Annotated in this window: 11 protein-coding genes; 1 reads left to right on the top strand and 10 read right to left on the bottom strand. The window is 51.5% G+C overall.

All coding sequences use genetic code 11. From position 1 onward, the window contains the following. Positions 1-136 precede the first annotated feature (136 nt). The 4 genes from ACMXD4_RS12800 to ACMXD4_RS12785 form a co-directional block, all read right to left on the bottom strand. Positions 137-1,795, bottom strand: coding sequence for an ATP-binding protein (locus ACMXD4_RS12800; protein WP_415878324.1), 1,659 nt, complete (start codon positions 1,793-1,795; stop codon positions 137-139). Between the two features lie 141 nt (positions 1,796-1,936). Next, a complete protein-coding gene (locus tag ACMXD4_RS12795; protein ID WP_415878323.1) occupies positions 1,937-3,700 on the bottom strand; it encodes a DUF4942 domain-containing protein in 1,764 nt (587 codons plus the stop codon). A 115-nt stretch (positions 3,701-3,815) separates the two neighbouring features. After that, positions 3,816-4,310: a hypothetical protein gene (locus ACMXD4_RS12790; protein ID WP_415878322.1), complete on the bottom strand. Its 495-nt coding sequence runs from the start codon at positions 4,308-4,310 to the stop codon at positions 3,816-3,818. A gap of 153 nt (positions 4,311-4,463) precedes the next feature. Then, entirely contained in the window at positions 4,464-5,126 is a 663-nt protein-coding gene (locus ACMXD4_RS12785; RefSeq protein WP_415878321.1) for a hypothetical protein, read from the bottom strand. A 145-nt stretch (positions 5,127-5,271) separates the two neighbouring features. Here ACMXD4_RS12785 and ACMXD4_RS12780 point away from each other — a divergent pair, with 145 nt between their 5' ends. Next, positions 5,272-5,649 (top strand): hypothetical protein, encoded by a 378-nt coding sequence (locus tag ACMXD4_RS12780; RefSeq protein WP_415878320.1) that lies wholly within the window; start codon positions 5,272-5,274, stop codon positions 5,647-5,649. On the opposite strand, the gene ACMXD4_RS12775 is transcribed toward ACMXD4_RS12780, so the two are convergent. The 6 genes from ACMXD4_RS12775 to ACMXD4_RS12750 form a co-directional block, all read right to left on the bottom strand. Beyond that, positions 5,627-6,160, bottom strand: a complete 534-nt coding sequence (locus tag ACMXD4_RS12775; protein WP_415878319.1) for a hypothetical protein — start codon at positions 6,158-6,160, stop codon at positions 5,627-5,629. The genes ACMXD4_RS12780 and ACMXD4_RS12775 overlap by 23 nt on opposite strands. Positions 6,161-6,509: 349 nt before the next feature. Further along, complete coding sequence (locus tag ACMXD4_RS12770) at positions 6,510-8,330, bottom strand: VWA domain-containing protein (protein WP_415878318.1); 1,821 nt, start codon at positions 8,328-8,330, stop codon at positions 6,510-6,512. Positions 8,331-8,418: 88 nt separating this feature from the next. After that, the gene (locus tag ACMXD4_RS12765; protein WP_415878317.1) at positions 8,419-9,630 is read right to left on the bottom strand and encodes a DUF3150 domain-containing protein; all 1,212 of its coding nucleotides are present in this window, start codon (positions 9,628-9,630) and stop codon (positions 8,419-8,421) included. Between the two features lie 81 nt (positions 9,631-9,711). Beyond that, positions 9,712-10,470: a hypothetical protein gene (locus ACMXD4_RS12760; RefSeq protein ID WP_415878316.1), complete on the bottom strand. Its 759-nt coding sequence runs from the start codon at positions 10,468-10,470 to the stop codon at positions 9,712-9,714. Between the two features lie 2 nt (positions 10,471-10,472). Beyond that, positions 10,473-11,414 (bottom strand): AAA family ATPase, encoded by a 942-nt coding sequence (locus ACMXD4_RS12755; RefSeq protein WP_415878315.1) that lies wholly within the window; start codon positions 11,412-11,414, stop codon positions 10,473-10,475. 111 nt (positions 11,415-11,525) lie between these two features. Further along, positions 11,526-11,738 carry a hypothetical protein gene (locus tag ACMXD4_RS12750; RefSeq protein ID WP_415878314.1) on the bottom strand — a complete coding sequence of 71 codons (213 nt, stop codon included), beginning with the start codon at positions 11,736-11,738 and terminating at the stop codon, positions 11,526-11,528. Between the last annotated feature and the right edge of the window lie 328 nt (positions 11,739-12,066).

The following is a 12,066-nucleotide window of genomic DNA, read 5'->3' as shown; positions in this document are numbered from 1 at the left end:
TTTTAGAGGCTCTTTTAACCGGACACTAGTGGTTTCTTATCACTATTCATGAATGGAACTTTAGCGTGATTTCATTTGCGGTGATGAAAACTAGCGCATTATCCGGCTGGATAATGCGCTCGTATATAAAAGAGACTTAGCTACCTATATCAGCTACAAGTGTTTGCGCTTGAACGGATTGAGCCGCTGGATATGCCATCACCGAAGCCGGTTTGCCTTGCTGATCCAACTCCACCACGAAGGTTTTGCCGTACAGCGCAGGACAGCCGCAAAAATCCGGTAACAAGCGTTGCATAGCATTAGCTGGATCGCTGGCGGTATTGGCCACCACAAAAGCAACGAAAGCATCCGAATCGCTTTCAAAGGTCGATTCCTGAAATTCATCGTATTCGCTTCTGAAGCTGGCCATTTGTTGCAACACCTGAGCCGAGCTTTCGCCTCTGGGCACAATGATGTCATCAGCGTTTTCCTGACCTTGGTAGCAAGCCTCATCCGTGATTTCAACAACATCCTGTCCAAGCCGGATTCGGTAAGCCTCGCAAAAACGCACGTAGACCCAACACCAATCACCTTGGAATTGAGCCTGATGGGTTTCATTGACCGTTTCAATCACCAGCTCTTCATCATTGAGATGCCGAATTAATGTATGAATCCAATGCCCGTTATCCAACGTACCGTGGTAAAGCAAATAATCCCGACTCCAGGCAAACAAATAACGCCCAGCGCCGTCCTCTTTGATGTCATCATCAATTGATACGATGCCGCGAGCCTCTACTTCTGCGCGGGTCATAGCTTTATCCGGTTGCTGCTCGAAGTTATCAAAAACCTCGGTATCGCAAACCGGATAAGCAATGATTTCGCGTAAAGCCTCAGGCGGCACTACCGGCACATCGTTGAGTAACTTCAAAAGCTCCCAATGCCGCAGCATTTCATAAAAACCTACGAAATCTTTGGCAGACTGAGTGGCTTTCATCTGGATAAACCGCTGTTCGATGGTTTGCGCTAGAACCGCTTTAATCCTTTTGATGACATCCGCTTCGTCTACCAGTTTGTCACGATCCGGCAAGCGGGCGTGAAAACGAGAAGAGTCCAGATGAATGATATGGCGATGTGATGTGTAGCTATGCGAGGAATAAATGGGCAAACCTTGCAGATAAATATCAAACTCATATTGCGCTCCATTGGGTTGGTCCATACCATGCAGATAGATTGCGCCAATCTCGGTTTCAACAAAGGTCAATCCGCAATCCAGCGCGCATGAACGTTCAAGTAATTGATCGTTGAACAGCACTGGAATGGGGAAACCGCGCGCCAACCGTTTCAGCGTCGTGGCAATTTGACCCATTTCCATATCCACATTCTGAAGGGTAATGCTAGTGATGCCATTCCAGTCGGGGACGGACGTGATCGTCACCGGCTTAAATGCCAAAATATGGTCGGTTTCGACGTCAATTGATCCGCTTTTGCTGATGACGCTGATGCGCCGACAAGCAAACAGTGCCGATAGAAAGCCGATTCCAAACGGATGCTCGTGAGCAACCACGTCTGCATCCCAGCCCGATTCAGCGACTGTCAATAGTGTTTCAATTGAGTCGATGCCGCAGCCATCATCCAAAACCTGTAGCGTTTTGGTTTCAGGGCAAAAGTTAATCACCACCATGGCCGAATGGGCCCGGCGAGCATTTTGAATAAGCTCGCCGAGCACCGTGGTTTTGTTGGTGAAGCTGAAGCGTAGACTTTTGACCAAGTTGGTTTGGTTCACTTTCATCGCGACTTCGTTAGTTTGTGTTTTCATGTGTTATCTCCGGGTATAAAAAAGCCCCGAGAACATGAAACAGACTACCCCCTTGGGGAGAGCTGTTCATCTCCCCGAGGCGGGTGATACTGGGTTGACCAGTGATTATGTAAGCGTATTGCTTGAGGCTTTGTGCCCTGGCTATGAAGCTAAGGCCAAATTACTGTCAGGCAGACCATCCCAGTCCAATTGTCGGACACAGCCTTGATCGTTATCCAACAATCTGTCGGGATCGATGCCTCGGCTGGCTAACACGCTGCTCATCGCCTGAGTTAACAGACGCTGGCCTTGTTCCCGTTCCGACGCGCCGCCGTGGTTGATGGCCCAATAGGGATTGAAACGGTAATTCCGACCCTCCAGTTTGGATTGCTTTTTCACTTCGGCATGAAACGCCTTATCGAAGCGTTCCGCTTGTTCGAACTGCTGCCAGAAACCTTTTCCAGCTTGCGTGTCCACTGGCGGCAACCAGCGGCGCTGGCGGCCGACCCAACGGTTCATACGATCAATCAAGGTTTTGCTTTTCGGAAAAAAGTGGATGGTGCCGATGCCGGGGTAATAACGCACATCGAAATAACTGCCGCCGATCCGTTGTCCGACCCGAAGCGCGTGAAAATGCTGCCGAAACACCGATACCAAACTTACTTCCGCTTCGGTCTTGCCGTCGAGCAAGGCAAACACCTTATCGAAGTCGGCTAGCAGCCGTTCCGATTCCCAGCTCAAACCGTTTTGGTACGAACTGACGCCATGGCCCGGCAAAATGAAGCGCGTGGTTTTGATCCGCATCCCCAGCGTGCGATGTTTGTCGTTGCTTTTCCAGCCCATGTAAAACACCGCATTGTCGCTGTAATAGCGGGTGATCAGATCGAATACATCGCAGACCATGCTCAGTTGAATTTCACCTTGCTGATCGACGATGCCTTGCAGAAAGCCGTAGATATTCGGCACGGTAAATTCCAAGGACTTCACCGTTTCGAAATCCGACTCCAAGCGTTTCTGGGCTGCCGATGACAAGCGTGATGTGACCTGTGTCGAGCGTAATATGCTGGCCCAGGCCCGATTTTTCAGATCGTGATAGCGTTTAAACAGCGTCCGCTTCACCGCATCCGATGACGACTCGTCTTCACTGCTGATACCGCCACCGCTCAGTTCGCCGAGGGTTTTGCCCAGCATGGTCCGATAACGGCTGGCACGGGCTTCACTGACCACGGCCTGTCGCGCTGCTTCGACCGCGGCATTGAACATCAACACCGCGTTATCAATGAAGGCATTAGGCAAGGCCAACTCATGATGCAAATGAAACTCGCCTGCTAAATCGTCGGCCTCCCGACGATCCCGGCGCAAATCGTCCAAAATGCTGCCGAGGATGTCCTGCTCAAAGGTTGAAGTTTTCTTCAACCAGACTAGGGCAATCTCCACAGGCGTTTTGCGCTCGGCATCCTCGCCGGCGAACATTTCTGGCAGAAACTCGACCTCGCCGTGCTGCTCGATCAAACGCAATAACAGCTGGCGTTCTTTCGAAAACGGATTACGTACGGTTTCGGCATTGAGAATGGCGACGATTTCACCATCAAACAATATGTCCCAAGCCTTCAACACATGTTTGGCACCTTCGGCAAACGGTGGATTCATGATGATGTGGGAATAGACACTGCCGCTTTGAAACTGCAGAAAATCCATCCCTACCACCGTATAGCCTTCATCGCGCAGAACCGCGTGCTTGCGGATATCGATTTCAATGCAATCGATCGGCAAACGTTTCCCGTACTGGTAGGGTACTGAACGAAGCAAATGTCCTTCGCCTGCTGAAGGCTCCAATACCCGAGTGAATTGTTGGTTCTTGAACATAGCCCAAGCTTTACGGCTCAGTGCTTCTGGCGTGGGGTAATATTGATAAGGGTCTGTCATGGTATTCTCCAAAGAATCCCCTGACGACCGATTTATCCCTGGCGGGATAGCATCATCCCGCCGGGGTATTGTGAAAATCTCGGCTTAACCGAGTGTCAAAAATGAAAACGGCGCGTCAGATCAACGCGAACCGCTTACCTTGAATGAAGTCCTGATACTGCCGGGCTTCGGTTTTTGCTTTGAATCGGGCATGCACGCTGCCGTCGATCCAGATTTCCCAAGGCAAGCGTTTAAGCTCGCCTCTGACCAGTTCCACCTCGCCAACCCGAAAGTCATTGTGTTGGTAAAGTACCTGGCGGGGACTGTCGACACGGACGATGCAATGATCCAGTAATGCCGGACCACCGATGTCACCCGGTTCGATCAACAACGGCACTTTGATCGTGCCGGTCGAGCGGCCAATCCAGCCGATGACATCATGTTCATCGAGCCAGGACTGACCGGTTGTTGGATCGCCGTAATACAGCCGAATTTTGCGCCGGCTATGCCGAAGCTGTTCCAACAGCTCGACCACCGATTCCAGTGTGTCGGCGTGATAACAGGTGCCGGAGGCCAAACGCTGATATTGAATGCGATCCGTACCGAAGGTTTGTTGAAAGACTTGTTTCATGATGTTTTCCTCATTGTAAAAACGGAAACATTACGAATTCCCAGCGGGAATAGGACATTCCCGTTTTGGTGGATAAAAATGAGCGCCGCATCGAATGACTTGGCTAACTCAGGCTTTTACGAATTACGCGTCTGAACAACACGCGCTATTTGTTTAGGATTTGATTTCGAGCGCTGTTTTTCCCAAGGCTTGCAATGCCAGAGGGATTAACTGATCCAAATCGTCCCAATCGATACTGCCGCCGCTGGCTTCACCTTGTTGATAGGCTTCAACCAATCCCCGGCAAACCCGCATGGCCGCTTGTTCTTTCTTCAATTGCCGTACCGAATGATCCAGCTCCGGCCATTGTTCAACCGCAACGCATTCCCAGACTAGGCTTTCACCCTCCGCTTCATGATATTCATCGGACAATAACGGCATGGCCGCGGTGTCGTCCCAAATCGTGCCATCATTGAAGGCCTGCTCGGCAATCTGTTGTGCCGCGTCGGGATTGTCTGCGGTGATACCGACCGACACCCGGTGCACATAGTCGATTTCGTAGGAGACTACGAAGAGCCGAGTCATCCCCACCGCCGTGGCATTGACTGAGTCTGGTTCTTCGACTGGCAATTCGGTTTCCGCCGATTCACCCTCGATCATTGCACTTTCATAAGGTTGGATCTCCTTGTTGCAGTCCGGGCAGCGATCGTTACAGCCGCAATCCCAACCATCCTCCCATTCGGTCTGGCAGTAAGGGCAGCGGTACTGATTCAAATACCGAACACCTTCAATTTCAGAATGCGAATGGATAACGCCATTTTCTAATGTTGATGACATGGTCATTGCCTCCAAAAAATCGCAGGAACGACCACCCGGCAGGATGAGGTTCCCGCAGGGTTAAAAACGCTGATCAAAGCTGAAAATTGGCTCATACAGCGGGGTTGAATTCGCGTAAAAATCATTAAAAAGCAGAGAAACAGCCATGATTGACGATATTTTGCGCATTTTTGATTTTCTCAGTCCGAAGCGGACAGAGGAGCTGATTCCAACGAAAAAACCGATGGCTATTCCTGTCGACGAACCACTAAAAGTCGTTCGACATTGCCAACAAATTTTCCAAAAATTGGATGCTTTGGAAGCCGACGTGCTCAATCGGGTTGACGATCCTGAACAAGCCTGGCCGTTTCTAAACAAAATTCGCCAAATACGTCGGGAAACCCAGAACGACCTGTTGTCGTTATTGCCCGAAGGTAGCTGGGTGTTTGCTGATGAATCCAACCAACGCGAGATTCCGGTTCGCAGCATCAATACTGGAACCGGAATCACGCTACGTGTATTCAATGGCGGGCTTGCTGATTAGCCGGTGCGTTGGCATTACCTTTCAGCGCTTCCCTCAATTGAAATACCTGTTGGGCAGTCTTAGCGGTTTTGTCGTCCACCAGGGCTGAATCGCCCACTTTTTTAGACCGCCGACGGGGTTTAGCCTCGGTTTCCGCCGAGACGATAGTCGGTTTGATTTTCAATAGCTCTCGCTCCAATTTGGCGATTTCAATATCCGCCTCGTAGAGTTTGATTGTTTTCTGCTTGGCTTGATATTGAAGTTCCAATCGCTCCAGTTCGCGATTCGTTTCACGATTGCGACTATGAATTTCCTGACGCACCGAATCTGACATCGCCAACCAATCCACTTCATGACGGATTTGGGGCAAGATCACCGGTAATCGGTTTCGGGCTAGGCGCTTTGCACGATAGCTGTGAAACGTTTGAGACGCATGTTTCAATGCGCTCAGCAGTTGCAATGCTGTTGCCCAAATCACCCGCAAGGCGAGGATAAACATAGCCAGTAGGATGATGCCGAAAATAAAGTTCATTGAAGTTCCCCTTTGAAAATTTAAGAAAACACTTCGAATGAACAGCGCCCAGTCGGGCGATGGTCGCCCGAAGCGGGATGAATTGCAGACAATTTGCCTGGACAAACTGAGTTTTACATCGGGCTTAACGCACCCGACACGATCACGGTTTAACGTGCTCGCCGCCTAAAGACGGAACGCCGACCGAAGTCGGATTCAGCATTCTTAAAAGAACGCATGAAATGTCTGTTTGTCGAATGGGCTCGGTGTGATGAGTGCATTCGACAAACATGGGTGACAATCAACTACCCATAGCCACAATCGCTTAGGTTAAGACCTAAGGATTGGGCTACGGATAACCGACTGGGATTTATGCCGCCAACAACAACGATTTCGAGAGTTCGAACAATTGCGCTCTCAGCTCCTGAAGATCGTTAATGGTGATGGCGATTGGGAACAGATGACTGACATCCAGCCCCAAACCAATGCCCACCGTTTCAATACCGCTATCGCGGCAGCGCTGCAAAATATCCAGCGTGCTCAAGGAATCGTTGGGTTGGCCATCGGTCATTACCATCAATACCTTGCGAGGCTCCCGGCAACGCAATAGCGACGCGGCACCAAACCAAATCGCTTCAGTCATCGGCGTACTGCCGGTAGCCGCCAGCGAGAAGGCGCCTGTTCGGGCATTCACGCGTTGGCCATGCTCCAGTAATCGAAACACCGAATCATCCTGGTGCCCTGGAAACGCGGTGACGCCAGGATTGACGCCTGGAATACCTTCAAATGCCAATGCCAGTGCCAAGGTGGCTTCCAACGCAATCGGCATACGCGATCCGATGGGTTGGCCTTGGCTATCAGTCACTTGGTAACCCATACTTTCGGATTTATCGAGTAACAGATGTATCGCCGTATTGGGTGCCGATTTGGCCTGTTTGCGATGAAACACCTTGGTTTCACCCAAGGACAAACGGTGTAAACGCTTGCCATCCATCCGCCGTCCACGACAGGCGTGTTGCGAGCGGTTCATGGTTTGCGATTGCACCAGACCTTGCAAAGCGGCGCGGATTTTTCCCGATTCGCCTTGCACCTTACGCAGCAAAAATGCACCGGCCCGATCATCCATAGGCGGCTCGTTGCCGCTCGGCATCAACAGTTCCGATACGTTTTCTGCGGCCAACGATAACGATGATTTCAGGGATTCGAACAGATCCTGGTCGATGTCACTGTCAGCAGCGGACAATAAGGTTTGCAAGACGCCTACAGGATCGGCATTCACCGTGCTCCCTTCGTCATCACCTTGCGGGTCGGATGAAGAATTTTCTGACTCAGCACTGGGTTCATCGTCAGGATTTTCCGGATTGGAATCATCGTTACCACCGGATTCTGAAGACTGTTCGTCGTCATTATCGGCAGGTAAACGTTGATCGTGTTCCATATCATCCTCGGAATCCGAGCCGTTCGAACCGTTCAAATCTGCTGATACAGCGGCCTGATCCGTATCATCCGGTTCAGGCGGTGTGTCGTCATCTGCCGCTGGCTGTGCCTGATTGCGCTGCCGTTGTTGCTCGAATTCCTGCTCGATCATGGTCAGGATACGGTCGGTCAAGTGCAGACAATCGCTTTCTGACTGCAAACCCTGCGGCACTTCGGACAACAAGCCTTTCACCCGCGTTACGGCACCTTTCGGAAATTTCGCTTTCAGTGCCACTTCCGTTTGCGCGACCAACGGTAGTAAGGCCGTTTGACCCAGTACCCTGGCCCTTAAACTCTTCAAAACAAAGCTGTACAAAATATTGGCCGGATGATCGTTGATACGAATGGCCACAAAGTCGCCTTTGGCAATCATTTTTGCGATCACCGTGCCTATCGTCAGCCGCGTACCTGGAAAGTCTTTCGCCAGTTCATGCTCAATGCGGACATCTTCGATGGCACCGCATAAGCGCCGGCGTAATACCGAACTGCCATAGCGCAGCGAAAAATCCGAATAACGAATATGCGCCGCTTCATGGGCTAAAAGCCCCCAGGCGACATTCTGATAATCGGGATCATCACCCTCATAGGTCGGGAGCTGAATCGACTTACCATCGGTATAGGCTTGATCGCCACCGACGCTGACCTTAATGCCAAAGCGATTGCCTATGGCCGCCGCGACTATGGGGAACGCGTTTTGTAAGGTTCTATTTTTCATGGTGTGCTCCAAAATAAAGGGCAAACCATGGCCCCAGCGGGACATGAATTTGCCCCAGTGGGTGAATTGTTAAATGGCGTCAGATCATTCAGAACCAGTAGTCCTGGTCAGAATGCTCCGCAGCATCCTCATCATCATCGCCATCAGCAGTGACTGCTACCAAATCGGATTGATCATCCGGTTGGATGTCTTCATCAGAATCATCAGTAGCAGTAGCATCGGCTTGGCTTTTATCCGGCAAGACCTCAAGCGCCCAGTCCTCCGATACCGATTCAGGTTCGATTTCATCGTCAAAGATGCCGTCAAACAGATCGGAAAAATCGTGACTGTCTGAAACGGTTTCAGCAAATACAGGTGTTGGTGTCGCTGGTGGCTCTGGCTCCGCGTGTTCGATAATTTCATCAACATCAACATCAACATCAACATCAACATCAACATCATCAGCGACAGGCGGTCGAGCTTCCAACAAGCCTTCACCATGCCTTCGGGTTTTATCCGGATCGGACAACAGCATCGCCATGGCCAGAATCTCCTGCAAAATGCTGCCTTCAATGGCGCCTTTGTTGGGAATTCTCGCCAGTAGATCGTCAATGGTGGCGACTACCGGTGCGACCCGATGATCCAGAAAACCCAAACCATCGAGTTTGTCGCGCATGCGGCGAATCGGCCGTAACGCATTTCGCGTCACTTGCTCCTTGCCCAGCAACGATTGCTCGATGAGTTGATTGGCTTCCACCGAGATTTCGTAGAACATCTGCTCACTGAGAGAACCGATTTTGCTTTCCAGTCGTGCGATGTCCGCCGGCGGCAAGCTATCGGGCAAACCGACACTGACCACCAGAAAATCAAACGACAAGCGCGTCGAGACAAACTCCACTGAATCCACCGCTTGCTCGATGATGCCGGCAAATTCCGGATGGCGAACCACCCAGTCCGTCACCGCAGCATCATAGCCGGCAATAAACTCGGTTTTAGCCGCAGCAAAATCCAGCCCGATACGCTCAAGTTCCGCGGTAATACTGGCGGCCGATTCAACCGGCACGGCAAAACCACCCAGAAAGCGGGTGCCAACGCGCAAACAAATGCGTTCGGCTTCCTTCTTCAGGCGGTTAAACACGGTCAGCTTATCGGGATCGAGCAATCGCTTGGAACCCAGGCTGGCTAAATCCTCCGGCGGCAATTTGCTTCCGTCGGCCAGCACTAGGTCTTCTTTTTTCAGTTTCTTGCGGGCCCCGTAGATATTGGCTTCGACTTTCACCAAGACCACGCGGTCTAATATCACTTGAGTTTCATGCGACATGGGAACCTCCTAAAATGAGAGGCACACCCATCCCGCTGGGGCCGATGTGCCCCTTTCGGGTTAAATGAAAAAACAATACTGTTAAAACCAGCAGTCGTCCTTGTCGGACATGGTCGCCGCCAGATTTAATCGGGGTTTGAGCAGACCTAAAACTTCTGCGGTGTCGCGAATGCTGTCCAGATCGGTGGCAAAAAACACCAGCACATCCTGTTCAGCTTTCAGATCAACCGAGAGGTCTCGGGCTGTTTCGGTGGCAATATCAATGTCCACGCCTTTAAAGCCTTTTGCTTTGAGCGCCAGTAAAAACAGCCAAGGCAAAACACCCTGTACTGATTTGATCTGACCACTTAGTTCAAAGGTTTCGGCATTGAGGGTGGTATCAATCCACTGTTGCCAGCCATTCCACTCCAGTTCAGGCGTAGCATGGCCTTCCGGCAAGGCTTGAATAACGCCGATCAGTCGCCTGACCTCGATACCCAATTCCACACGAACGACCTGTTTTGCCCGACATTCGATGGTCCAATACAGCGTTTCGACCGGGGGTGTTGGCATTGGCTCAGGATCTGGGGTTTGTGGTTGGGTTGCCGGCAAAGACTTACCCGGAAACGTCACATTGCCGTTAACATCAATATCAACTGCGCCGACCAACACATAGCCTTTGGCCTGCTTTTGCTTTTCGATGTCGAATTGCCTGACACCGCTGCGGTTACTGACACTCGGTAAACAGGATGCTGTTTTCCCCCAACGAGTGGTGATCGAACCATCCGAATTACTCCTGACTGCCCAGTCTTTGGAACTGCCGTCAGGGTTTCGATGACGATAGAGATTCCAGGCTGCCATGGTCACACCTGCCAATCATCGCCAAACACGTCTTTCGCGATGCGATGAATCGCTTCGCGTTCGGCGGGTTCAGCCCGAAAGGTCAATGTTCGATCCAGCGAATAGGCCAAGGCATTGGGCGCACTTTTGAAGGTCGCCACCAAAGTTGCCCAGCGCACCAAGCCGCGCGTCGATAAGGTCACCGACAACATGCCGCTGCCATCCGCACCGCCGATGAAGACTTTACGAATCTGGTTGGCCACTTTGATCATGCTTTCGCGCACCGTTTCCGGCATGCTCGGCACCACATCGGCCAACAGTTTCATTTCGTCTTCAGGATCGGGGTAGCCGACTTCCATCAAACGAAATCGATCGAGAAACGCCAAGTTCTGCCGTAACACCCCTTGATACAATCCCGACTGATCGCCGCTACCTGTACTATTGCCGGTGGCGACCAAACGAAACTTTGGATGTGGTGTAATCACATCGCCAGTCTGCGGGATCGTCAAAGGCTTGCCTTCGACGATTTCATTCAGGCCAATCAATTCTGCGGGGTCGATGGAATCGATTTCGTTGATCAACAACACGTGCCCTAAGCGAACCGCCAGGGTCAAGGGACCATCGATCCACTTCATCGCGCCGCCGTCGACCAGCATATACTGTCCCAGCAGGTCATTGAGTTCCAGTCGACCGTGACCTGTGACCGAATGCACGCCCCAATGGAGACGCGCCGCGACTTGCTCCAACAACGAGGTTTTACCGGAACCGGTAGGACCGGTCAGGTATAAGCCGTCGCCATTGTGTGCGCCCAGAAATGCCAGCACGTCACGCAAGTGATCCTTACGAAACACATACGGCTTGATGGCCGGTACATACAGGTTATTGGCCGAGGCAAAACCTTCCACTTTCATGGAAGCGGGGGCCTGGATGTCGAAGGTGTCGGCAATAGAATACGATTGATACATGGTGAGCTCCTCGAGGACTAGCCTCAAATGACAAGGGGCTTACCGCCCCGAGGGGAGATGAGCCCCATCGGGTGATTAAAACCCTGGTACACCAGGGTGGATAAAAAATAGTTAACGCAACTGCATCACACAGTACATCGCCCATTCGGCGCGGGCCAACAGCTCCCGATCCATCAAACGCAGGATGCGCTGAATGTCGCTTCTCAAACCGGGGTCCGAGATTTGACGGTGCATTTCCAGCAACAAGCGTTTTTTGGCCTGAATGTCGTTGCTATGGGCAGCGTTCAGCCAGCCATGCAAGGTTTTCCAAAAATCGTGATTCATAATGACCTCCTTCAATCAATAAAAGGGGTCACCGGTTCCCGTAAGGGTGATGAACCCCAACGGGACAAACTCAACACACCAAGCTTGACGCACCTGGTACACGAGGCAAACGCTCATGCCGCTTAACAACGGAACGCCGGTCGAAACCGGATTCGGGATTCCACGAAGGGAATGCCTGAACGATGCGAGTTTTGGGTTGGACTTTTCTTGAAGCCCAGCCTAAAACCGACATGCCTAAACTGAAGGATTCCATGAGGTGTCCGGCGTCAACTATCTTGGCCGGTCGTCAATCAAGGAACATCCCGTAACCACCAGGGTTACAGGATGT

It is taken from the genome of Methylomonas sp. TEB, assembly GCF_047777895.1.
GTDB lineage: Bacteria > Pseudomonadota > Gammaproteobacteria > Methylococcales > Methylomonadaceae > Methylomonas.
Note: the sequence above shows the minus strand (reverse complement) of the source record. Positions and strands in the feature narration are given on the sequence as shown.

Bases quoted from the DNA above. Each gene is read 5' to 3' on its own strand.
- ACMXD4_RS12785 (WP_415878321.1), bottom strand. From the start codon at position 5,126: ATGTCATCAACATTAGAAAATGGCGTTATCCATTCGCATTCTGAAATT.
- ACMXD4_RS12765 (WP_415878317.1), bottom strand. From the start codon at position 9,630: ATGTCGCATGAAACTCAAGTGATATTAGACCGCGTGGTCTTGGTGAAA.
- ACMXD4_RS12795 (WP_415878323.1), bottom strand. From the start codon at position 3,700: ATGACAGACCCTTATCAATATTACCCCACGCCAGAAGCACTGAGCCGT.
- ACMXD4_RS12800 (WP_415878324.1), bottom strand. From the start codon at position 1,795: ATGAAAACACAAACTAACGAAGTCGCGATGAAAGTGAACCAAACCAAC.
- ACMXD4_RS12780 (WP_415878320.1), top strand. From the start codon at position 5,272: ATGATTGACGATATTTTGCGCATTTTTGATTTTCTCAGTCCGAAGCGG.
- ACMXD4_RS12755 (WP_415878315.1), bottom strand. From the start codon at position 11,414: ATGTATCAATCGTATTCTATTGCCGACACCTTCGACATCCAGGCCCCC.
- ACMXD4_RS12760 (WP_415878316.1), bottom strand. From the start codon at position 10,470: ATGGCAGCCTGGAATCTCTATCGTCATCGAAACCCTGACGGCAGTTCC.
- ACMXD4_RS12790 (WP_415878322.1), bottom strand. From the start codon at position 4,310: ATGAAACAAGTCTTTCAACAAACCTTCGGTACGGATCGCATTCAATAT.
- ACMXD4_RS12750 (WP_415878314.1), bottom strand. From the start codon at position 11,738: ATGAATCACGATTTTTGGAAAACCTTGCATGGCTGGCTGAACGCTGCC.
- ACMXD4_RS12770 (WP_415878318.1), bottom strand. From the start codon at position 8,330: ATGAAAAATAGAACCTTACAAAACGCGTTCCCCATAGTCGCGGCGGCC.
- ACMXD4_RS12775 (WP_415878319.1), bottom strand. From the start codon at position 6,160: ATGAACTTTATTTTCGGCATCATCCTACTGGCTATGTTTATCCTCGCC.